This window comes from Microbacterium sp. cf332, from assembly GCF_900102175.1.
Classification (GTDB): domain Bacteria; phylum Actinomycetota; class Actinomycetes; order Actinomycetales; family Microbacteriaceae; genus Microbacterium.
On record NZ_FNKN01000003.1, the window covers coordinates 504501 to 524561 of the forward strand.

24 protein-coding genes are annotated in these 20061 nt (G+C 70.1%); 8 read left to right on the forward strand and 16 right to left on the reverse strand.

All coding sequences use genetic code 11. The annotated features are described in order from the left end of the window. Window positions 1-290: 290 nt before the first annotated feature. From BLT21_RS13990 to BLT21_RS14015, 6 genes are all read right to left on the reverse strand, one after another. On the reverse strand, window positions 291-572 hold the full coding sequence (locus BLT21_RS13990) for a hypothetical protein (RefSeq protein WP_143024994.1): 282 nt from the start codon (window positions 570-572) through the stop codon (window positions 291-293). 38 nt (window positions 573-610) lie between these two features. Further along, window positions 611-1531, reverse strand: coding sequence for a phosphatase PAP2 family protein (locus BLT21_RS13995; protein ID WP_091503165.1), 921 nt, complete (start codon window positions 1529-1531; stop codon window positions 611-613). Window positions 1532-2047: 516 nt separating this feature from the next. Then, entirely contained in the window at window positions 2048-2455 is a 408-nt protein-coding gene (locus tag BLT21_RS14000) for a hypothetical protein (protein ID WP_091503167.1), read from the reverse strand. A 99-nt stretch (window positions 2456-2554) separates the two neighbouring features. Then, window positions 2555-2788 (reverse strand): hypothetical protein, encoded by a 234-nt coding sequence (locus tag BLT21_RS14005; RefSeq protein WP_091503168.1) that lies wholly within the window; start codon window positions 2786-2788, stop codon window positions 2555-2557. A 455-nt stretch (window positions 2789-3243) separates the two neighbouring features. Continuing rightward, complete coding sequence (locus tag BLT21_RS14010; RefSeq protein WP_176786920.1) at window positions 3244-3519, reverse strand: hypothetical protein; 276 nt, start codon at window positions 3517-3519, stop codon at window positions 3244-3246. A gap of 48 nt (window positions 3520-3567) precedes the next feature. Continuing rightward, window positions 3568-3936, reverse strand: coding sequence for a DUF7882 family protein (locus BLT21_RS14015; protein WP_256336083.1), 369 nt, complete (start codon window positions 3934-3936; stop codon window positions 3568-3570). Between the two features lie 189 nt (window positions 3937-4125). Here BLT21_RS14015 and BLT21_RS14020 point away from each other — a divergent pair, with 189 nt between their 5' ends. Continuing rightward, on the forward strand, window positions 4126-5079 hold the full coding sequence (locus tag BLT21_RS14020) for a DMT family transporter (protein WP_256336084.1): 954 nt from the start codon (window positions 4126-4128) through the stop codon (window positions 5077-5079). Window positions 5080-5105: 26 nt separating this feature from the next. Here BLT21_RS14020 and BLT21_RS14025 read toward each other — a convergent pair whose 3' ends face one another. From BLT21_RS14025 to BLT21_RS14045, 5 genes are all read right to left on the reverse strand, one after another. Continuing rightward, window positions 5106-6080 carry an NAD-dependent epimerase/dehydratase family protein gene (locus BLT21_RS14025; RefSeq protein WP_091503172.1) on the reverse strand — a complete coding sequence of 325 codons (975 nt, stop codon included), beginning with the start codon at window positions 6078-6080 and terminating at the stop codon, window positions 5106-5108. Next, on the reverse strand, window positions 6077-8725 hold the full coding sequence (locus BLT21_RS14030; RefSeq protein ID WP_256336085.1) for an alpha/beta fold hydrolase: 2649 nt from the start codon (window positions 8723-8725) through the stop codon (window positions 6077-6079). Before BLT21_RS14030 ends, BLT21_RS14025 begins: the two co-directional genes overlap by 4 nt. Window positions 8726-8766: 41 nt before the next feature. Then, window positions 8767-9789 carry a 3-oxoacyl-ACP synthase III gene (locus tag BLT21_RS14035; RefSeq protein WP_256336103.1) on the reverse strand — a complete coding sequence of 341 codons (1023 nt, stop codon included), beginning with the start codon at window positions 9787-9789 and terminating at the stop codon, window positions 8767-8769. A gap of 123 nt (window positions 9790-9912) precedes the next feature. Then, a complete protein-coding gene (locus BLT21_RS14040) occupies window positions 9913-10341 on the reverse strand; it encodes an ImmA/IrrE family metallo-endopeptidase (RefSeq protein WP_218125826.1) in 429 nt (142 codons plus the stop codon). Continuing rightward, window positions 10331-10696 (reverse strand): helix-turn-helix domain-containing protein, encoded by a 366-nt coding sequence (locus BLT21_RS14045; RefSeq protein ID WP_176786921.1) that lies wholly within the window; start codon window positions 10694-10696, stop codon window positions 10331-10333. Before BLT21_RS14045 ends, BLT21_RS14040 begins: the two co-directional genes overlap by 11 nt. Window positions 10697-10801: 105 nt before the next feature. On the opposite strand from BLT21_RS14045, the gene BLT21_RS15700 reads away from it, so the two are divergent. Continuing rightward, entirely contained in the window at window positions 10802-11023 is a 222-nt protein-coding gene (locus BLT21_RS15700) for a helix-turn-helix domain-containing protein (protein WP_176786922.1), read from the forward strand. A 9-nt stretch (window positions 11024-11032) separates the two neighbouring features. Here BLT21_RS15700 and BLT21_RS14055 read toward each other — a convergent pair whose 3' ends face one another. Both BLT21_RS14055 and msrB read right to left on the reverse strand, forming a co-directional pair. After that, window positions 11033-11569 (reverse strand): nitroreductase family protein, encoded by a 537-nt coding sequence (locus BLT21_RS14055; RefSeq protein WP_091503182.1) that lies wholly within the window; start codon window positions 11567-11569, stop codon window positions 11033-11035. After that, window positions 11566-11973, reverse strand: coding sequence for a peptide-methionine (R)-S-oxide reductase MsrB (gene msrB / locus BLT21_RS14060; protein ID WP_091503184.1), 408 nt, complete (start codon window positions 11971-11973; stop codon window positions 11566-11568). Before msrB ends, BLT21_RS14055 begins: the two co-directional genes overlap by 4 nt. Before the next feature lie 66 nt (window positions 11974-12039). On the opposite strand from msrB, the gene BLT21_RS14065 reads away from it, so the two are divergent. The 5 genes from BLT21_RS14065 to groL all read left to right on the forward strand — a co-directional run bounded on the left by BLT21_RS14065 (window position 12040) and on the right by groL (window position 16020). Beyond that, complete coding sequence (locus BLT21_RS14065; RefSeq protein ID WP_091503186.1) at window positions 12040-13035, forward strand: DUF2332 domain-containing protein; 996 nt, start codon at window positions 12040-12042, stop codon at window positions 13033-13035. 9 nt (window positions 13036-13044) lie between these two features. After that, entirely contained in the window at window positions 13045-13287 is a 243-nt protein-coding gene (locus BLT21_RS14070) for a DUF3263 domain-containing protein (RefSeq protein WP_091503188.1), read from the forward strand. Window positions 13288-13316: 29 nt separating this feature from the next. Then, window positions 13317-13901 carry a LytR C-terminal domain-containing protein gene (locus tag BLT21_RS14075; RefSeq protein WP_091503190.1) on the forward strand — a complete coding sequence of 195 codons (585 nt, stop codon included), beginning with the start codon at window positions 13317-13319 and terminating at the stop codon, window positions 13899-13901. Window positions 13902-14022: 121 nt separating this feature from the next. Next, window positions 14023-14226, forward strand: a complete 204-nt coding sequence (locus BLT21_RS14080) for a cold-shock protein (protein WP_091503192.1) — start codon at window positions 14023-14025, stop codon at window positions 14224-14226. Between the two features lie 174 nt (window positions 14227-14400). After that, entirely contained in the window at window positions 14401-16020 is a 1620-nt protein-coding gene (gene groL, locus BLT21_RS14085; protein ID WP_091503194.1) for a chaperonin GroEL, read from the forward strand. Between the two features lie 54 nt (window positions 16021-16074). Here groL and BLT21_RS14090 read toward each other — a convergent pair whose 3' ends face one another. From BLT21_RS14090 to BLT21_RS14100, 3 genes are all read right to left on the reverse strand, one after another. Beyond that, on the reverse strand, window positions 16075-16362 hold the full coding sequence (locus BLT21_RS14090; protein ID WP_091503196.1) for a WXG100 family type VII secretion target: 288 nt from the start codon (window positions 16360-16362) through the stop codon (window positions 16075-16077). A 135-nt stretch (window positions 16363-16497) separates the two neighbouring features. Beyond that, on the reverse strand, window positions 16498-18129 hold the full coding sequence (locus BLT21_RS14095) for a sensor histidine kinase (RefSeq protein WP_371113456.1): 1632 nt from the start codon (window positions 18127-18129) through the stop codon (window positions 16498-16500). Between the two features lie 142 nt (window positions 18130-18271). After that, the gene (locus BLT21_RS14100) at window positions 18272-18964 is read right to left on the reverse strand and encodes a response regulator transcription factor (protein ID WP_091503198.1); all 693 of its coding nucleotides are present in this window, start codon (window positions 18962-18964) and stop codon (window positions 18272-18274) included. 88 nt (window positions 18965-19052) lie between these two features. Between BLT21_RS14100 and BLT21_RS14105 the strand changes: the two genes are divergently transcribed. After that, window positions 19053-20057: a CPBP family intramembrane glutamic endopeptidase gene (locus tag BLT21_RS14105; protein ID WP_091503200.1), complete on the forward strand. Its 1005-nt coding sequence runs from the start codon at window positions 19053-19055 to the stop codon at window positions 20055-20057. Window positions 20058-20061 lie beyond the last annotated feature (4 nt).

Genomic DNA, 20061 nt, shown 5'->3' on the forward strand with positions numbered 1-20061 from the left:
TCGTCGCGGATGACGGTCGCCACCGTCTTGCGGAAGCTCTTCGGCGTCATGCCGGCGTACGGCGTCCCCGCCAGGGCGGCGCGCCAGGTCGTGCGGTAGTTGTTCGGGTGCCGGAGGGTGCCGAACGCGGTCGGCTTGCCGCCTATCGTCGTGCGTCGTATGCGCCCCCACGTCTCGAGCTCGAGTGGTGGGCGAGGCGTGACTTGCCGCTGGTCACTGTGGGTACTCCCACTCCCACCCACGCAAATCCGGGCACTGAGACTCCGCTCACCACAGAGGTGGCTCGCGCTCTATGCATTCGGATGCGCCGCGGTAAGCGGAGCCCTCTCCGGTGATTCGACGTAGCCGGACCAGAAGCCGGCGACGCGGCCGAGGATGTTGGCCCGTCCGCATGAGGCCGCGGTGAGCCCGCCGATCACGGGCGCCGGGTCGTGGGTGTACTGGCTGCGGCCGCAGATCGCGGGCAGCAGCACATCGAGCTGCACGTCGGGCCCGAGCAGTGATGTCGTGGCCGGGTTCCCCGTTCTCCGGCCGAGAGACTGCCATGGTACGCCGACATCAGGCGCCCTCATGGCTGTTCATCGCCGAGGTCGAGCCGAAGCGCTTGAGGCTATGAGCGAATGGTTTCGCCCGCTGGCGATGCCCGCTGCTCGACACCGACAGTTCTGTTCTGCGGGATGTCGGCGATCCTCAGCCGCACTTCGGACATGACGCGGAGGACGAGCAGAGATGCCACCGCTCCCGTCGCTCCGTCGATGGCGGTGACCCACGGCAGAGCCCCCCATGCTGCGACGATGCCAGCAACAGCGATCAAGGCGACCAGGCCGACGAGCGTCCACGCTCGGGGTGCGGCATCTTCGCTCGGTGCCTCGGTCGCCACGGGGTGACGCGTGCCGGACGACATCCTCAGGCGGAGGAAGCTCGAGTGCGCCACCGTGCCTGTCAGCGTGAATACCGCGATGGTGAGGAGCGCGGCGCCGATGATCTCGCTGGGGCGGTGATTTCCGATCACGACGATGGCTGAGGTGGCCAACGCCATCCATACCCCCAGCGCTGGGACGACCCACCGTGCCCAGCCCTTGGGCACCACGACGATCAGCGCGGCGGACACGGCGAGCACGATGACGGCATGGCCGCTCGGATAGCTCACTGCGTCGTCGCGCGAATCGATCAGCAGGGGGCGCCCGAAGACCATCTTGAACCCTTCGGACGCGAGGACAGCGCCGGGGGTAGCGATTGCGACCCAGGCGACTGTGCGCCAGTCGCGGCTCACGGCGGCAATGCCGATCGCGAGGAGCGTGCCGACGGCGATCGTGGCGCGGTCGTGAGCGATCGGTGGTAGATCATGCTGGTGGAGCCAATAGCCGACCGTGTCGAAAACTTCGTACTTCCACGCCCAACCGTTCTCCAAAGACTGCCCGACAACGGTCAGATTGAAGAAGACGTACAGGGCGAAGAAGAGGGCGGCGGCTGTGAGCCCACCTGTGATCATTCGACCCTGCACGGAGACGGGGGCGCGAAGTTGGTGCATCCCGCTAGCGTAGGGGCCTGACCCGTGGCCATTCGCAGGTCCGCCGGTTGCGGGCTCGATCGCCACGGTGCCGTCATGGTGGGTCTGTACCCTCTGTGTCGTGACGGACGCCGAGGAGGACCACACCCAAGATCTGATCCGTTATCGACTCATCATGCTTGCCCGCACGGATACAGCCATGGAGGTCGGGGCGAGCGAGCGAGACCGCCTCGATATCGAGCTGTCTGCGGCACGGTCATGCGCACGGTCGACGGCGGGTACGTCTGCGGCGGGTGCGGCTACGAGATCCATATCCCATGATTGCGAAGGCTGCGGACCTTGGTCTACCCGTGGTTTTGCGCGTGTACTCAGTTGTATCCGGGTGTACCGAAACCGCCGCGAGGCGCGATAACTGCAGCCAGTGTGTCGCACGTAGAAGACGGGGATGACGGGTTCACATCCCGTAGTCGGCTCCGAAAACGCCGACTCAGGCCGGCGAATGCACCTCGCAATTCAGCCGGTTCCCGGCCTTGCTCCTCAGCGCAGCAGGTTGAGTACGCCGATCGACAGAGCTCCTCCGCCGGCACCGGCCACGGCGACCACGACGAACCATCGGTGAGAATACACCTGCAACCCGCCTCGACGGCTTTCGCGGAAACCGAACATGAGGGCGACTCCGACGATCCCGACGCCCGCCACGATCGAGATCACCCAGAACGTCGTCATGGGCCGAACGTACCGCACGGCCACCGCGGCGATCCGTTCGGCGGGCTTGTGCGGCCACGACACCCACGCCCAGACGGTCGGCCGCTGTTCCGCCCACGTCAGCGGCTGCGGCCCGTATGCCTGCATGGGGATCGTGCAGGGCGGGATGCGCATGATCGTCTGCTGCGAGAGCTCGGCTCGACTGTCGATCGCGTCGGCATACCGTGTGTTGGTCCCCACCCGCGAACGCCCCTTCTCCCAGCGGTGAGCCTGCCACGCAGTGCCGACATCGGGATTCGCTACCGGACCCGACGCACGATCACCCCGACCGCGGGAATGTCAGGCCGAGTGCGCCTCGGGATGCTCGTGCGTGCGCTCCCGACGCTCGGTACGGCTGATCGCTCGGAGGTTGAGGGCCTGCGACGCCGCGAGCATCGCCATGGCGGCGACCGTGAACCACAAGGTGGTACTGAGTGCGCCGGTGATGATCATGACCGCGACCACCACTCCGTACACGACGCCGAACAGGAGGAAGCCCCACGCCCATCTGCGTCTCGTCTGTGTGCTGTTCATCGGGCCACCCTCGCAGGCAGATGGCTATCTGTCGACCCCGCCGTATCGCGGGTGTCGGCCCACCTGGTGTTCATCACGCTTCGAGGGAGGCCGTCGACGCCGCACGGTCAGATGCCGTCATGCACCTCTTGGCCGGTCGCCCAGATCTCGAAGTCGTCGGGTGCGGTACCCGAAGTCCGAGAGCACCGGAGTCTGCCTCCGCAGTGGCGTCGGGACTGGGCGAGGTCGGAAGCTGCGACGCTGCGCCGATCCCGGACCTGAGGGCGTGCCCCCCCAATAGAGCGCTCTCCGGTCCGGGAGCGACCGCCCCACTGTGAGGACGATCAGCGTCCACCGAAAGGGGGCTACCGCAAAGACTGCCCGACGCGTACCTTCTTCGGTCGGCGTATCCCTGACCGGCCGCAACCCTGCCCCGAGCCATCCCCGGCAGTCGGCGGGGTCGCCGCATCCCCTGGTCAGTGCTTGCGCAGGTTGACGAGCTGCCAGCCCTCGGGCACTTTCGCGAAGAGAGCCTCGCGATCGTCCGCCTCGATGTCACGAAGGACGTCGCGCCGCCGGTAGGTCGCGGTCGCCTTGAGCTCGGTGCTGCCCTTGATCATCTGCACCGGTGCCGAGACGAGATCGAAGCCCGCCGGCGCGGCTGCCTGCGCCTGGTCGCGGATCTCGGCGAGGGAATGCCCCGCCAGCTCGACAGAGGCGCTCTCCACCTGACGGATGGTGCCCACGTACATGCGAACCAGCCTAAGCCGCCGTGCCAGCCCCGCTCGGACGGCAGATGATCAAGAGATGACGGCGGTCTGCGGAGACACGTGCACGGTGCTCAGGGCGCCCGCCTCAGGGCCGCCGCGCGGTGCGGGTTCCGGCGTCAGGTAGAGACCGGTTCCCGAGTTGGCGACGATCGTGAGCGCCTCGAGCCAGTCGCGGTTCAGACGCGGTGACCGGTGCCCGTGGTACTTGAACTCGAGGTCCGCACCGTGGTGGATCCAGACCGAGCGACGGCCGTCGCCGACGCTGACGTCGTCGCGCCACGTGAAGAAGAAGCATTCGTTGCGGCGCAGCTTGGTGCCGATGACCTGCTGCAAGTGGGCGAGCGCCCGATCCTCGATCTCGACCTTGGCGTTCCCGTTGCCGTAGATGAAGCGACCCATGATGGCCCTCGGGAGGACGTTTCACGGGCCGGCCGTCGCGCTGAGGGGGTGCGCGGCGTGTGGACCAGAGCGCGAAACGTTCTCTGTTCTGACTTGCCACGCTTCCGGGTGCCGGAGGAGACGTCAAGGGGGGTCGGCGCCGGGGGTGCGGGTGAGGAGCGTCGCCGATTCTCCGGCACTATTGAGCAAGTGAACGCTCAGGCCCGCACCTCGACGCTGCCGCTCGGACTCGCGGTCGCGGGAGCCGTGCTCGTCGGCATCCTCACGGCCGTCCAGGCGCGCATCAACGGGGCACTGGGCGCAGCCGTCGGCGACGGGTTCGTGGCGGCCTTCATCTCGTTCGCCACGGGTCTGGTCCTCATTCTCGCGATCACCGTGCTCACTCGCGGTGGCCGGAACGGTGTGCGGCTGCTCGTGGCCGGGGCGGGCCGAGGCATCCCCGTCTGGATGCTGCTCGGCGGGCTCGCCGGAGCCGTCACGGTCGCGACACAGGGGCTCACGGTCGCGACGATCGGCGTCGCTCTGTTCACGGTCGGCGTCGTCGCCGGGCAGACGGCGGGAGGGCTCATCCTCGACCGGGTCGGATACGGACCGGCCGGCGTCGTCGCGGTCACGGTACCGCGCCTCGTCGGGGGCCTCCTGGCGATCGCCGGCGTCATCCTCTGCGCGCTCGGTCCGCGTGGCGAGCCGGTGCCCTGGTGGATGCTGCTTCTGCCGGTGGTCGCCGGCGCGGGCATCGCCTGGCAGCAGGGTACGAACGGGCGTCTCCGGCACGAGATCGGCAGCCCCATCACCGCCACAGCGGTCAACTTCGCCGGTGGGACGATCGCGCTCGGCATCGCCGCCGCGGTGAGCGTCACGGCGAGCGGTGTGCCCGACGCACTGCCGTCAGCGGCCTGGGTGTACCTCGGCGGCCCCACGGGAGTGGTCTACATCGTCCTCTCGGCCGCGCTGGTGAAGCGCACCGGCGTTCTGCTTCTCGGACTCGGCTCGGTCGTCGGTCTTCTGTCGGCCTCGATCGTGCTCGATGCGGTCGCGCCGCCCCCGTCCGGGCCGTCGCTGCTGGCCGCGTCGACGGCCGCAGCGGTCGCCTTCGCCGGGGTGGTGATCGCCGTCGTCCCCTGGCGGCGCCGCGCCCGCTGAGCCGCCGGCTGCCTCGGAGTCCGGCGTCAGCGCTTGGCGGCGTAGTGGTCGGCCAGACGCGCGAGTCCCTCGTCGATCGACACGGTCGGCGCCCACTGCAGGTCGCGTCGGATGTCGGTCTGATCGAACCAGTGCGCGGTCGAGAGCTGCTCCGCGAGGAAGCGCGTCATGGGGGGCTCATCCACGCCAGGGCGCACCTGCCACACGCGTTCTACGGCGGCGCCCGCCGCGCGAGCGACAGCAGCGGGCAGCCGCAGGCGCGGGACCGGCGCGCCGGCCGCGCGGCAGATGCCGGCCATGAGGTCGCCGACGGGTCGCGGCTCGCCGTTCGTCAGCACGTAGGCACGGCCGCCGACGGCATCCGCCCGGTGCAGAGCCGCCACGATGCCCGAGGCCGCGTTGTCGATGTAGGTGGTGTCGATGAGCGCCGTGCCGCCGTTGAGCAGCGGGAGCGTGCGGCGCCGGGCTCGCGCGACGATGCGTTCGATCAGCTGCGGGTCGCCGGGACCCCAGACCAGGTGCGGGCGCACCGCGACGACGCGCATCGCCGCGCTGTCACGGGCGAGCGCGATGAGCTCGGCCTCGGCCTTCGTGCGGGCGTAATCGCCGCGCGCGTGGACGGGATCGGCCGGGTCGGCGCCGGCTCCGGCCAGAGCTGAGCCGGCGTGCGCCACCGAGGGAGACGACACCTGCACGAATCGGGTCGCGCCGGCAGCCGCTGCCGCGTCGAGCAGTGCCGTCGTGCCGTCGACATTGACGGCGCGGAAGTCCCGGCGGTCGCCCGCGAGCGAGACCTTTGCGGCGAGATGCACCACGGCTTCGGCGCCCGAGACAGCCTCATCGACGGCCCGGGGGTCGGAGATCGAGCCCAGGATGTCGTGGGCGCCCGCGACGCGCGACGGCCGTCGCTGCAGGGTGCGGACCTTGTGCCCGGCTGCTAGCAGCTCGGCCACGACGGCTCGGCCGAGGAAGCCGGAGGCCCCGGTGGCGAGGACGATCACGGCGCGCTCGGCTTCTCGCCCGCGAGCACACGTTCGGCCCAGCCCGACAGCCGTGAGCGGTCGATCTTCGAGTTGTGCCGGATATCGGTCGGCAGCACCGGCACGACGAGGACCGCGGCGATCTCGAGGTCGGACGCGGCACGGATCTGGTCGGTCAGCTCCGGCGACGCGAGGCCGGGCTGGCGCGCGCCGCGAGCGGTCTCGAGGACGGCGATGCACACCTGGCGGCCGCGTGGTCCCACGCCGACCACGGCCGCGCGGCGGACGGTGCCGAGTTTCTCGATGCGCTGCTCGGGACCGACAGGGGTGACCGGCCCGTCTGCTGTGACGATGACGTGAGGCAACCGTCCCTCGACCCAGAGCCGCCCCTCGGCGTCGAGGTGCCCGACGTCGCCTGTGCGGTGCCACCGACCGGCGACCGACCCGGTGCCTCGGACCGCTTCACGATCGGTCGCCCAGAGGCGGTGGTAGCCGCGCTTCAGATGCGGCGCCGAGACGACGATCTCGCCGGCGACGTGCGGGTCTGCGGCGAGCTCGCCGGTGGCGCGGCCGTCGGTGTCGAGGGCCGAGATGCGGACGTCGCCCGAGCCGATCGGCGTGCCGACGCAGATGCCGGCGTCTGGAGCGCTCTGTGCGCGCTCCAGCTCGTCGAGGGTGACGTCGGTGACCAGCAGGCACTCCGTCATCCCGTACGGGGTGTGCGCCTCGGCCGCCGGCATCAGATCGTGCGCCTGCCGGAGCAGGTCGATGCCGACCGGCGCGCCGGTGGAGAGGAACGTGCGCACCTGCGCGAGCGCCGCGCGGTCGTCGTCGCTCAGCCGGCCGGCGGTGGCGCAGACGTTCGCGAGGGCGGCGGGGGAGAGGAACACGATGCGTGCGCGCGACGCTCGGACGGCCTCGGCGACCGCCACCGCGGTGAGGGTGCGCGGCGCGGAGACGTCCATGCGCGGGGTCGCCGAGCGCGTTCCGAGGGCGGGGCCGAGCAGGGCGAACGGCGCGAACCCCGTCACGAGGCCCACGTCGGGCGTGACGTCGAAGTGCGCCCCGAGCACATCACGCAGTGCCGACAGCTGTCCGTGCGTGTACACCACGCCCTTCGCGGGTCCCGTGGATCCCGAGGTGAAGAGGATCGCGGCCTCGTCGTCCGCGGTCGGAGCCGCGGGGAGGGTTCCTCGAGCGCCCCGCGTCGCGATCTCCGCGAGGCTGGCCTCGACGCCCAGGGCTCGCGCGGCGGCGCCCGGGAGCTGCGGGGCCGAGATCCGGCGTCCGGGCCACGCGAGGGCGCGAGCGGCGGCCAGGCCGGCGCGCTCGCCGATGACGAACGAGGGTTCCGTCCCGCGTACCGCGCGGGAGAGCCCCCGGACGCCCAGGCCGCGATCGGCCACGACGACGACGGCGCCGATGCGCAGACAGGCGTACAGCACGGCGGTCAGCGTCGGCCCGGGCTGGACGAGCAGCGAGACGCGATCGCCGGGGCGGATGCCGAAGTCGGCGAAGCCGGCGGCGAGCTGGTTCACCCGTTCGGCCAGCTCGCGCCAGCTCACGCTCAGGGGGCCGCCCGCGCTGGAGCGGGTGAGGTCGACCACGGCGGTGTCATCGTCGTCGCGACGATCGGCCAGTCGCTGCCAGATGGGCGCGAACGGTGCCTGATCCGACGTCTGCCCGGGGTCGGTGTCGTCCTCGCCCTCCGGGTCGGCGACCACGCGAGAGGCCTCCGCATCGTCGCCGTCGGCCTGGGGCGTGGCGATGCGATTGTCGTCGAGCCAGTCGAGGACGAGGTCGGCATACGGCCGCTCCTCGGCGAGCATGTGGCCCGCTCCCTCGAAGCGGTGCACGTCGGCGTGGGGGAGACGACGCGCGAGATCGTCGAGATGGTGCTCGCCGAAGACCGGGTCACGCGGGCCGCGCAGCAGCAGCGCCGGTACGGCGAGGTCGACGAGCCCGCCCGCGAGCTCGTCGAGAGCGGGCGTGCTCGGATGCTCCGGTGTCGCCGGGATATCGGCGACGAAGGCGCCGATGCCGCGGCGCAGCGCACTCGTCGCGTACGGCGCACGGTAGGCGGCGCGCACCTCCGGTTCGAGTGCGGGGTCGGCCAGCGCCAAGGTCGTGTCGAGGAAAGCCGTCGTCTTCACGGTCGTCGCCGCGAGCAGTGAGCGGGCGCCGGCGACGCGCAGGGCGGCGGGCAGCGGCATCCCGGCCGGGTGGTGCACGGCGGTGTTCAGCACGGAGACAGCGTCGACGCGGTCGCCGTTGCGGACAGCCCATCCCAGCGAGATCGGGCCGCCCCAGTCGTGACCGATCGTGACGAGGCGGCCGGTGAGCGCCAGATCGTCGACGAGAGCCCCGAGGTCGGCGATGCGCTGCGGCAGGCCGCGCGTCACGGCGGTGCGCTCCGAATAGCCCATCTCGAGCTGATCGACTGCCACCACCCGCCAGGCCGTGCCGCCGCGGCGGGCGCGATCGAGTGAGGCGGCGACGAGACCGCGCCAGAGATATGACCAGGTCGGGTTGCCGTGCACGGCGACGATCGTCCCGACGGGCGCGATGCCCTCGCGTTCGAGGAGAGCGCCCGTGTCGAGCAGGTGCCACCGGCGTGCTGCGCCAGCGTCTGCCCCCGCTCCCGCCACGACGCGTGTGGTCGACACGCCGCTCTCGACTCCGGGCAGGCTCTCCGGCACCGTGGGGATCACCAGGCGAGCTCCAGCATGCTCGTGTTCAGGCCCGATCCGACGCCCATCAGCAGCACGCGGTCGTCACGGCGCAGCGTCGCCTGCTCGGCGGCCAGGGTGATGGGGATGGATGCCGGACCCACGTTGCCGAGGGTCGGGTAGGTCACCGGAACGCGCTTCCGGTCGAGTCCGACGGCCTTCACGATCGCGTTCGTGTGCACCGAGGAGACCTGGTGGGTGACGTAGCGGTTCATCGACGACCAGGAGAACGTCGACTGCGCCTCTTTCCACGCATCGACGACGAGCGCGAGGCCGCCCTTGAGCAGCGCCTTCGCATCGGTGAACATGCCGTCGACGCTGCCGACGCACAACTCGTGGAACTGCGTCGCGGCTCGGGTCACGCCGCCCACGATGCGGTGCCCCTCGGGGTGGGCGCTCGCACGGCCGAGCACGGCCGCCGCCGAGCCCGAGCCCAGCGTGAGCGAGGCGAACTCGCTCATGAAGCCTTCGCGGTCGAGACCGCCGCGGTTCAGACGGTCGACGGTGTTCACCTGGATCTCGTCGGCGTCCTCGCCGTTGACGATGATGGCGTAGTCGATCTGGCCCGACTGGATCATGCCGGACGCCAGGGTCATGCCGTTGATGAAGCCGAGGCAGGCGTTGGCGACGTCGAAGTTGATCGCCGAGGTCGGAAGGCCCAGTCCGTGGTGCAGACGCACCGCGACGGAGGGCTCGAGGTGCTTGCGTGAGACCGACGTGTTGATCAGCAGCCCGATCTGGTCGGGGCGGACGCCCGCCTCGTCGAGCGCTCGCCGGCCCGCCTGGATCGTCGCGTCGTCGGAGGACTCACCCACGCCCCAGTTGCGTCGCTCGTTGACTCCCGCGACGCGGCGCAGCAGACCCGGCTTGAGGCGCAGGTCTCGCAGCACGCCGGACAATCGCTCCTCGATCGCATCGGATGTGGTGACCCGCGAGGGGAGGACACTCGCGACCGACAGAAGGGCGACGTCGTCGTAACGAGTGGTGGCGTTTCCGTGCAATGCGACTCCCGCGGTGTCTCCGGTGGTCTTCGGCGTCTGCCTCCGACCAGCGCTCAAGGCGCATCCGGGCATCCGTCGATTTTACGTCTCCGCTCATGCGGTCGGCTGCATGCGGGTGCTGTGCTACCCGCCGACGCTCGTCCACGCCCGGGAGGTGCGCTCGGCCCGCGCGCGGCGCAGGATGCGCTGGAACGCCTGCACGAGATCGACGGTGACGTCGAGCTCGACGGCCATGGCTTCGACGTGGCCGGCGTGGAGCGCCTCGGCTCGCGCGTAGTCGTCGACCGGGATCAGCATCTGCGCCGCCCACTCGTCGGCCCGCGACTCTTGCCGTTCGGCATGGTGGGGATCGCTCAGCGGGACGTCGCCGTGGACGGCGTGTGCGCACTCATGGGCGAGTACCGACCGGTGCAGCCGACGTGCCATGCCCGGGCGCAGCCGCACGAGACGGACGTCGTGACGGTACTCGCCGTCACGGTCGGGCGGCAGATCGGCGAAGATCAGACGGACGCCGAGCAGGTCGAGTGTGCTGAGAAGTTCGTCATCCGTCACCGTCGTCCCCTCCGCGGTCGTCGTGCGGCGCTTTCGCCACCGCGCGCTGAGTATCGCGCGGGGGTCCGACATCGATGCGGGAGATATCGGCCGCCGGGCGGCTGCGTCGGCGGCCGTCCTCCGGCATCACGACGACCTGCGCGATGGGCACGCCGACGGCGCGGCACACCGAGTCGAGCTGGTCGATCGTGAACACCTTCTTCGCGGACAGCACGCGCGACAGCTGCGAGGACGACATGCCGGCCGCGGCGGCGATATCGGTCTGGCGCAGCCCGCGGCGCGAGATCTCGGCGGCGAGCAATCGGGCGACGTGATGACTGAGCGGACCGGGTTGCGGGGTCTTTCCTGTGGGCACGTGCCAAGTTTGGCAAAGGTGTTGCCATGTGGCAAGCATGGTCAATACTGTTGCCATATGGCAGACGGTTTGCTAAGCGTCCGGGTAGCCCGGTCCATTCGAGCAGTGCTCGCCGACGAGCGGCGGACGCAGGAGTGGCTGGCGGAGGCGACCGGCATCCCGATGCGAACGCTTGCTCGGCGTCTGCACATCCGCCGTCCGTCGCCCATGTCGATCGAGGAGCTGGCGCGTATCTCCGCGGCGCTCGACGTCGAGATGACCGAGCTGCTCGACGACAGCCGCCTCGCCCGGCGTCCGTTCCGTTCCAGCGCGCACCCGCCGACCTGACCTCGGGCGTCAGGGCATAGCGGTCAGGAACGCCTCGCCGTCGACCGTCTTACGACGGCCCGAGTCGCGGCCCTCCGGTTTGCCGCCGACGTACAGCCATCCGAGCAGTTCTTCGCGCTTGCCGAGCTTGTGCGCCTTCGCGACCGCCTTCGTCCGCGTGGCCCCTCCGGTACGCCAGAAGACACCCCATCCGGCCTCGTCGAGGAGCAGGCTGAGCACGTGGGCCACCCCTGAGGCGACGGCCTCCTGCTCCCAGCGCGGCACCTTGCTCTTCGTGCTGTAGCTGGCGACGAGGGCGATCAGCAGGGGTGCGCGCAACGGCTTCGTCGACTCGCCCTTCTTGCCCTCGGCCTTGTTCAGTGCCCGGCCGAGTCGCACGCGGTCGTCGCCCCGGATCTCGATGAGGCGCCACGGACGCAACGAGGAGTGGTCCGCCACGCGTCCGGCGGCGGACACGAGCCGCACCAGCTCCTCATGGGTCGGCGCCTCGTCGGTGACCTTCGACCACGACCGGCGGTCTCGAGCAGCCTCGAAGGCGCCGGTCACTTCCCCTGCTCGGGCGTGAACGACAGCGACAGCGAGTTCATGCAGTAGCGGTCGCCCGTGGGCGTGCCGAACCCGTCGGGGAAGACGTGTCCGAGGTGCGACCCGCAGTTGGCGCAGCGCACCTCGGTGCGGACCATGCCGTGCGAGCGGTCCTCGATGAGCTCGACGGCCTCCGGGCGCACCGACTCGTAGAAGCTCGGCCACCCGCAGTGCGAGTCGAACTTGGTGCCGCTCTGGAAGAGCTCGGCGCCGCACGCGGCGCACGCGTAGAGGCCCGCGCGGCTCTCGTCGAGCAGCTCGCCCGTCCACGCGCGCTCGGTGCCGGCCTGACGCAGGACGGCGTACTGCTCCGGGCTGAGCTCGTCGCGCCACTGGTCGTCGGTCTTGTTCACGGAATAAGTCATGTCTGCTCCTTCGCCTCGTCCTATTCAACTCGACGGCGGGGGTCGATGTTCCCGGAGAATGGCAGCATGTCCGCCGACTCCGCCGCCGTCATCGAGCGTTACCGGCGTTTCGCCCGCGAAGAGGCCCCGGGGCGATCGGACCTCTACGCCGACTGGGCCCAGCGTGTCGTCGACGAGCCCGCGCTGCAGGACGTGCTCGCGCGCCTGCCCGCGACGCGTCGTCAGCCGCCCCTGGTGTTCGCGGTGTGCCGGTTGCTCGGGTCGGGCGATGTCGACGCCGAGGCGTGGGCCGCGTGGGTGATCGAGAACGCCGACGAGGTCGTCGCCGAGACCCGCGCGCGATCGGTGCAGACGAACGAACCGCTGCGGTGCGCCGTGCTGCTGCCCACCCTGTCGCGTATCGACGGCCCCATCGCCCTCCTCGAGGTCGGAGCCAGTGCGGGCCTCTGCCTGTATCCCGACCGGTACTCGTATCGGTACGTCGGTGAGGCGGGGGAGACGCGCCTCGACCCGGCGTCGGGGGAGACCGCCGTCGAACTGGTCAGTGCGGTGCGCGGTGAGCGGATGCCGCGGGTGCGACTGCCCGATGTCGTCTGGCGCGCCGGCATCGACCTCGCGCCGCTCGACGTGCGCCGCCCCCGAGACGTCGACTGGCTCGCCCGCCTGGTGTGGCCGGGCGAGAGCGGCCGGGCCGAGCGCATCCGTGCCGCGGCCGACATCGCCGCCGTCGATCCGCCGAACCTGTTCGCGGGGGATGCCCTCTCGCTCCTGCCCGAGGTGGCCGCCCTGGCCCCGGCGGACGCCACGCTGGTGATCACCACTCCGGGCGTCCTGGTCCACATCCCGCGGGAGCCGCGCGGGCAGGTGATCGAGACCGCTCGGCGGCTCGGGCGCTGGCTGACGATCGACGCACCGGCCACCCACGATGCGTGGGTGGGCGGTGGCTCCGCCGACTGGCCCGACGGCTTCGCGGTCGCCCTCGACGGTGAGATCGACGCGGCCGCCGATCCGCTCGGGCGTTGGTGGGAGTGGCGTCCCGGCGCGAAGCACATCCGGTCGTAGCGTGGGGTCGTGGCCCTCTCCGATCGTGATCGCTCGCTCCTCGAGTTCGAGGCGCGCTGGGGTGCGCACAGCGGTGCGAAAGAAGAGGCGGTGCGCGCGGAGCTGTCGCTGAGTCCGGCGCGCTACTACCAGCTTCTCGGGCGGGTCATCGAGTCGACGGACGCGCTCTCGTACGACCCGATGCTCGTCCATCGGCTCCGACGGATGCGAGCCGCTGCAGAGCGGTCGCGCACCGACCGCGCTGCCATGTGACGCCGAGGTTCGGCAGATAGCATTCCCCCGTGCCGACAACGACATACCCGAAGGACCGCTTCGACGAGCTGCCCGCCGACTCCGTCCGGGTCGGCGCCCACCGCGCCGAGAACCCACGGCTGCGACCGGCCGTGCTCCTGTTCTGGGCCGCGGCCGCGGTGCTCGTGCTCGTCGCCGTCGGGATCTTCGGGACACTGCTCGTCACCGGCCGGATCGCTCTGTTCCCGACGTCGCAGTCGTCGGCCCCCGCTGCGGAGACCACGGTCGACGCCGAGCCGGTCATCGACACGTCGTACCCGGTCCTGATCCTCAACGCCACGACGGAGCGCGGCCTCGCGAACTCCGTCCGCGACACCGTGGTGGGAGCGGGATGGAGTTCGGATGTCGTCGACGCGGGCGAGGCCGGCACCCAGGATTTCGCGACGACCACGATCTACTACCTGACTGCGGACGACGAGGGGGCGGCCCGAGGGCTCGCCGAGGTCGTCGGCGGCGCTGCGATCGAGATGAGCGACGCCTACCCGGGGCCGACGAACGAGGACGGGACCCCCGGCAAACAGCTGACGATCGTGCTCGGTGCGGACCGGCTGCAGGGCGGCGACGGCGGCGAGTGAGCCCGCGTGTTTCACGCGCGTGAAGTTCTCGATGCGGCCATGTCAACAGTGGCCGGAACCGCGTCATCTCGCGAAATCCCCTGCATACGATGACGCTGTCGCACAGCATCAGGAGATTCGCATGACACAGGGAACCGTCAAGTGGTTCAACGCCGAGAAGGGCTTCGGCTTCATCACCGTCGACGAGGGTCAGGACGTTTTCGTCCACTACTCCAACATCGAGATGAGCGGCTTCCGCGTCCTCGAAGAGGGGCAGGCCGTCGAGTTCACCGTCGGTACCGGACAGAAGGGTCCGCAGGCCGAGTCGGTGCGCGTCGTCGCCTGAACCACCTCGTCACGACAGAGCGCGCCGCGAATCGCGGCGCGCTCTGTCGTTCGTGCGTCATGACCGCGTCGCGTGGCTTGCACTCCCCATGGGCGAGTGCCAGAATGGCTTTAGCACTCGCATTCGTCGAGTGCTAAAGACTGTTCTCCACCGTCCGGGAGGGACGACACACACATGGCAAAGATCATCGCTTTCGACGAGGAGGCCCGCCGTGGCCTCGAGCGCGGCCTGAACATCCTGGCCGACGCCGTCAAGGTGACGCTCGGCCCGCGCGGTCGCAACGTCGTGCTCGAAAAGAAGTGGGGCGCCCCCACCATCACGAACGATGGTGTCTCGATCGCTAAGGAGATCGAGCTCGACGACCCGTACGAGAAGATCGGCGCGGAGCTCGTCAAGGAGGTCGCCAAGAAGACCGACGACGTCGCCGGTGACGGAACCACCACCGCGACCGTGCTCGCTCAGGCGCTCGTGCGCGAGGGTCTGCGCAACGTCGCAGCCGGCGCCGACCCCATCTCGCTCAAGAAGGGCATCGAGAAGGCCGTCAAGGCCATCACCGACCAGCTCCTCGCCGACGCCAAGGAGGTCGAGTCGAAGGAGCAGATCGCTGCCACCGCATCCATCTCGGCCGCTGACGCGTCGATCGGCGAGCTCATCGCCGAGGCCATCGACAAGGTGGGCAAGGAAGGCGTCGTCACCGTCGAGGAGTCGAACACCTTCGGCACCGAGCTCGAGCTCACCGAGGGCATGCGCTTCGACAAGGGCTACCTGAACCCCTACTTCGTCACGGACCCGGAGCGCCAGGAGGCTGTCTTCGAGGACCCGTACATCCTCATCGCGAACCAGAAGATCTCGAACATCAAGGACCTTCTGCCGATCGTCGACAAGGTGATCCAGGAGGGCAAGGAGCTCCTCATCATCGCCGAGGACGTCGAGGGCGAAGCTCTCGCGACGCTGGTGCTCAACAAGATCCGCGGCATCTTCAAGTCGGCTGCCGTCAAGGCTCCCGGCTTCGGCGACCGTCGCAAGGCTCAGCTGCAGGACATCGCGATCCTCACGGGTGGCCAGGTCATCACCGAAGAGGTGGGCCTCAAGCTCGAGAACGCGACCGTCGACCTGCTCGGCCGCGCTCGCAAGGTCATCATCACCAAGGACGAGACCACGATCGTCGAGGGTGCCGGCGACTCGGCTCAGCTCGAGGGCCGCGTGACCCAGATCCGCCGCGAGATCGACAACACCGACAGCGACTACGACCGCGAGAAGCTCCAGGAGCGCCTCGCGAAGCTCGCCGGTGGCGTCGCCGTCATCAAGGCCGGAGCCGCGACCGAGGTCGAGCTCAAGGAGCGCAAGCACCGCATCGAGGACGCCGTCCGGAACGCCAAGGCGGCCGTCGAAGAGGGTGTCGTCGCCGGTGGTGGCGTCGCGCTCATCCAGGCCGGCAAGAACGCGTTCGCCGGACTCGAGCTCACGGGTGACGAGGCGACCGGCGCGAACATCGTTCGTGTCGCGATCGAGGCTCCGCTCAAGCAGATTGCCCTCAACGCCGGTCTCGAGCCCGGTGTCGTCGCCAACAAGGTGGCCGAGCTCGAGGTCGGTCACGGCCTCAACGCTGCGACCGGCGAGTATGGCGACCTGTTCGCACAGGGCATCATCGACCCCGCCAAGGTCACGCGCTCGGCGCTGCAGAACGCAGCCTCGATCGCCGGCCTGTTCCTCACGACCGAGGTGGTCGTGGCGGACAAGCCCGAGAAGGTCGCCGCTCCGGCTGGTGACCCCACGGGCGGCATGGACTTCTGATCCATCACAAAGAACGGCCCCTCCTTCGGGAGGGGCCGTTCTTCGTTTCCCGGTTCAGCGGAACATGCCCGCGGCCGTGGCCTCGGCGTGCAGATACTGCTGTCCGGCTGCGTCCAGCGCCGAGCCGATGTCGCCCAGGGCCGCCTCGACCTCGCGCTGGGCCGCTCGCCAGCGCTCGGCCACGCCTTGGAACGCGACCGCGGCGCTGCCCGTCCACGACCCCTGCAGCTGGGTCAGCTGCGCCATCATCGCGCCGGTGTCGCTCTCGATGCGTCCCGCCGTCGTGCGGATGGCTGCCGTGGCTCCGGCCACGGCGTCGCTGTCGATGGAGAAGATGGCCATATAGCTCCTTGCGTCGTATCCGAAGGGATGACGTCACGTTAGGGCCTCTGGGGAGCCCGGGCACCGTGTCGACGCGGCCCCGCGGAGGCTGGCCGTCCGTCGGCGACAGGGGAGGAGCGGACGGCGGCCCGTGGCTCAGCGGTCGTCGCGCAGGCGCGGCAGGGGCTGTGTCGCGATCCAGAGGTGCTCCGCCGCGTCGCGCCGGTCGGCGAGGGGGAAGGCGACGCGGAAGGTCGCTCCACCACCGGGCGTGCCCTGGACGTCGATCGACCCGTGCAGTGCCTCCACGATCGACGCCACGATCGACAGGCCGAGCCCCGACCCTCCGGTCTCTCGGGTGCGCGAGGTGTCGGCGCGCCAGAACCGCTGGAAGATCTTCTCGCGCAGCGGTTCGGGGATGCCCTCGCCGTGGTCGATCACCGAGATCCACCCCATGCGCGCGTGCCGGTCGAGGCCGACGGCGATCTCGATCGGCGTCCCGGCCGGGCTGTACCGGCGGGCGTTGCCGATCAAGTTGGCGACGACCTGGCGGATGCGGTTCTCGTCGCCGAGCACCACCGGCACGAGAGGCGGCTCAGCGGGCTGCAGCAACGGCGGGCCGTCGGCGGCCGCATCCGCGGGGCGCTCGTCGTCGGGGCGGGCCCCGGCGGTGGAGCGGGCGCTGCGTTCATCGCGCGGGCGACGCCGCAGGCGCGGCAGGGAGGGCCCGGTCCGGCCGCGGCCGGCGCTGCGGCGGCCGGCGGGCCCGGGCTTGTCGTCGGACGGCAGTTCGAGCGTCAGCGTCTCGTCGGTGAACTCGATGACCGACACCTCGCGCTCGGGCGCGGCCGCACGCGTGTCGAGCGCTGCGTCGCGTGCGATGGGGCGCAGATCGACGGGGGCGACGACGAGGTCGCGGCGCTCGTCGAGCCGGGCGAGGGCCAGCAGGTCCTCGACGAGACCGCTCATGCGGACGGCCTCCTTCTCGATGCGGTCCATCGACTGCGCGGTGTGCTCGGCGTCGGTGATGGCGCCCATGCGGTACAGCTCCGCGTAGCCGCGCACCGTCACGAGCGGTGTACGCAGCTCATGGCTCGCGTCGCCGATGAACCGCCGCATCTGCTGCACGGTCGCGTCGCGCTGGGCGAGCGCCGTGTCGATGCGGTCGAGCATGGCGTTGATGGCGATCTTCAGGCGCCCCACCTCGGTGCCGGGCGAGATGTCGCCCATGCGCTGGCTGAGGTCGCCCGCCGCGATGGTCATGGCGGTGTCCTCGACCTGGCTGAGGCTGCGGAAGGTCAGGGTCACCAGCCAGCGGGTGCCGAGCGCTCCCGCGATCAGGATGAGCGCGGCGATGACGGTGTAGATGCTGATGAAGTTCGCGACCGTCTGGGTGACGCCCGTCAGCGGTAGTGCCACCAGCTGGGTGTAGCTCTCCCGCGACCCCTCGGGCTGCAGCACGTCGGCGCTCGCGTGGAACGTGCCCGTCCCGCCTTCAGCGGCGAGCTCGAACGGCTCGGTCCCCTTCACGACGGTGCGATCGAGCGGGAAGGTCTCGGGGAGTTCGGGGCGAACGGATCCGGAGCCGCCCGCAACCGCGACCAGCTCACCCTCGAAGCTGTAGATGGCGACGACGAAGTTGGTCGGCGGAGCCGAGGCCTTCTCCTCGAAGAGTGCGATGCCGTCGACGACGGTCACGTCCATGACGGTGCTCGCCAGATCGGTGGGGGCGAGCGAGCGCAGGCTCCCGTCGAGGGCGGCGACCTGCGCATTGCGCAGGAAGACCATGGTGCCCACGCCCGCGGCGATCAGGCCCATGGCGAGCAGGGTGACGATGACGCCCGTCACCTTCGTGCGCAGGCTGATGCCGCGCCACCAGCGGGTGACGCCGTCGTTCGCGGAATCGCTCAGGCGTCTGCGCTCCCGCGGGTCAGGCCGACTTGTCGGCCTTGAGCATGTACCCGAAGCCGCGCTTGGTCTGGATCAGCGGCTCGGAGGAGTGCGGGTCGATCTTCCGGCGGAGGTAGGAGATGTAGCTCTCGACGATCCCGGCGTCGCCGTTGAAGTCGTACTCCCAGACGTGGTCGAGGATCTGCGCCTTGCTGAGCACCCGGTTGGGGTTGAGCATCAGGTAACGCAACAGCTTGAACTCGGTGGGCGAGAGGTCGATCGAGACGTCGCCGACCTGCACGTCGTGGGTGTCCTGGTCCATGGTGAGCTCGCCCGAGCGGATGATCGATTCCTCGTCGGCCTGCATGGTGCGGCGCAGGATCGCCTGGATGCGGGCGACGATCTCGTCGAGGCTGAACGGCTTGGTGACGTAGTCGTCGCCGCCGGCGTTCAACCCCTCGATCTTGTCCTCGGTCTCGTCCTTCGCGGTGAGGAAGAGGATAGGAGCCGTGTAGCCGGCGCCCCGCAGCCGCTTGGTGACGCTGAAGCCGTTCATGTCGGGCAGCATGACGTCGAGCACGATGAGATCGGGCTCCTCCTCCAGCACGGCCGAGATCGTCTGAGCGCCGTTGCCGACGGCGCGGACCTGGTAGCCGGCGAACTTCAGCCCGGTGATCAGCAGGTCACGGATGTTCGGTTCGTCGTCCACGACGAGGATGCGCGGTGCTGTCATACGGCCATACTGGCACCGGAATCCATCGGTTTGCTGGATATCGCGCCGTCGGTCGTCGACCTGGTAGGGGCCGCGAGAGGATGGAGGCATGCCGCGTCCGATCGATTCCGACCGTCTCGCATTCCATCGGCTCGTGTTCGCGCGCCGCCGTTCGGGATGGTGGACGCCGCTCGCGGTGGGCGCGCTCGGGGTCGCGTTCTACGTCGTCATGGTGCTGGCGGTCTCGCTCGTCGCGGTCCTCGTCTCTCTTACGAGCGATGACGTCGCACGGGCCCTCGACGGCGTGCTGCAGGATGCCGGGGCGCTCGACGTGGCGAGCCCGCTGTCGCTGCTGATCGGTCTCGGCTCGATCGCGCTCATGCTGCCTGCGTACCTACTCGCTTCGCTCATCGTCAACGGCCGCCGCGTCGGCTTCGCCTCGGCGGTCTACGGGCGTCTGCGGTGGCGCTGGCTGTTCGTCTGTTCCGGTCTCGCCGTGGCGATGGCGGTGATCGTGACGCTCGCGACCGCGTTCCTCCCCGCCGACGACAGTGCGGCCACGATCACGCCGGCCGCCGGGGCGACGGTATGGCTGAGCCTGCTGGTGGTGCTGCTGCTCGTACCGGTGCAGGCGACGGCCGAGGAGTACGTCTTCCGCGGTTACCTCATGCAGTCCATCGGCCGGTGGCTGCGGCATCCGCTCTTCGCGATCCTGCTGCCGGTGCCGCTCTTCGTGATCGGGCACCTCTACGACCCGGTGGGTCAGGCCGCCGTCGGACTCTTCGCCGTCGCCGCGGGGTGGCTCACATGGCGCACGGGGGGCCTGGAGGCTGCGATCGCGGTGCACATCGTGAACAACCTGCTCGCATTCCTGCTGGGTCTCGCGGGGCTCTCCGACCCGTCGGCGACGGATGTCGGCTGGGTCAGCTTCGCGAGCTCGGTGCTGCTGCTGGGCGGCTATTGCGCAGCCGTCGAGTACGTGCTGCGGCGGCGCCCGATCGTGCGCACCTACGCGCTGCCGCGGGCACCGCTGCCCGCACCGGTGCCCATGCCCACGCCGACCGCCACCGTGCCGCTTCCGGGCGAGCCGACGCCCGACCTCACCAAGCCCTGACGGC

Bases quoted from the DNA above. Each gene is read 5' to 3' on its own strand.
- BLT21_RS13990 (WP_143024994.1), bottom strand. From the start codon at position 572: ATGAGGGCGCCTGATGTCGGCGTACCATGGCAGTCTCTCGGCCGGAGA.
- BLT21_RS13995 (WP_091503165.1), bottom strand. From the start codon at position 1,531: ATGCACCAACTTCGCGCCCCCGTCTCCGTGCAGGGTCGAATGATCACA.
- BLT21_RS14005 (WP_091503168.1), bottom strand. From the start codon at position 2,788: ATGAACAGCACACAGACGAGACGCAGATGGGCGTGGGGCTTCCTCCTG.
- BLT21_RS14010 (WP_176786920.1), bottom strand. From the start codon at position 3,519: ATGTACGTGGGCACCATCCGTCAGGTGGAGAGCGCCTCTGTCGAGCTG.
- BLT21_RS14015 (WP_256336083.1), bottom strand. From the start codon at position 3,936: ATGGGTCGCTTCATCTACGGCAACGGGAACGCCAAGGTCGAGATCGAG.
- msrB (WP_091503184.1), bottom strand. From the start codon at position 11,973: ATGACTTATTCCGTGAACAAGACCGACGACCAGTGGCGCGACGAGCTC.
- BLT21_RS14065 (WP_091503186.1), top strand. From the start codon at position 12,040: ATGTCCGCCGACTCCGCCGCCGTCATCGAGCGTTACCGGCGTTTCGCC.
- BLT21_RS14080 (WP_091503192.1), top strand. From the start codon at position 14,023: ATGACACAGGGAACCGTCAAGTGGTTCAACGCCGAGAAGGGCTTCGGC.
- groL (WP_091503194.1), top strand. From the start codon at position 14,401: ATGGCAAAGATCATCGCTTTCGACGAGGAGGCCCGCCGTGGCCTCGAG.
- BLT21_RS14090 (WP_091503196.1), bottom strand. From the start codon at position 16,362: ATGGCCATCTTCTCCATCGACAGCGACGCCGTGGCCGGAGCCACGGCA.
- BLT21_RS14095 (WP_371113456.1), bottom strand. From the start codon at position 18,129: ATGGTCTTCCTGCGCAATGCGCAGGTCGCCGCCCTCGACGGGAGCCTG.
- BLT21_RS14100 (WP_091503198.1), bottom strand. From the start codon at position 18,964: ATGACAGCACCGCGCATCCTCGTCGTGGACGACGAACCGAACATCCGT.
- BLT21_RS14105 (WP_091503200.1), top strand. From the start codon at position 19,053: ATGCCGCGTCCGATCGATTCCGACCGTCTCGCATTCCATCGGCTCGTG.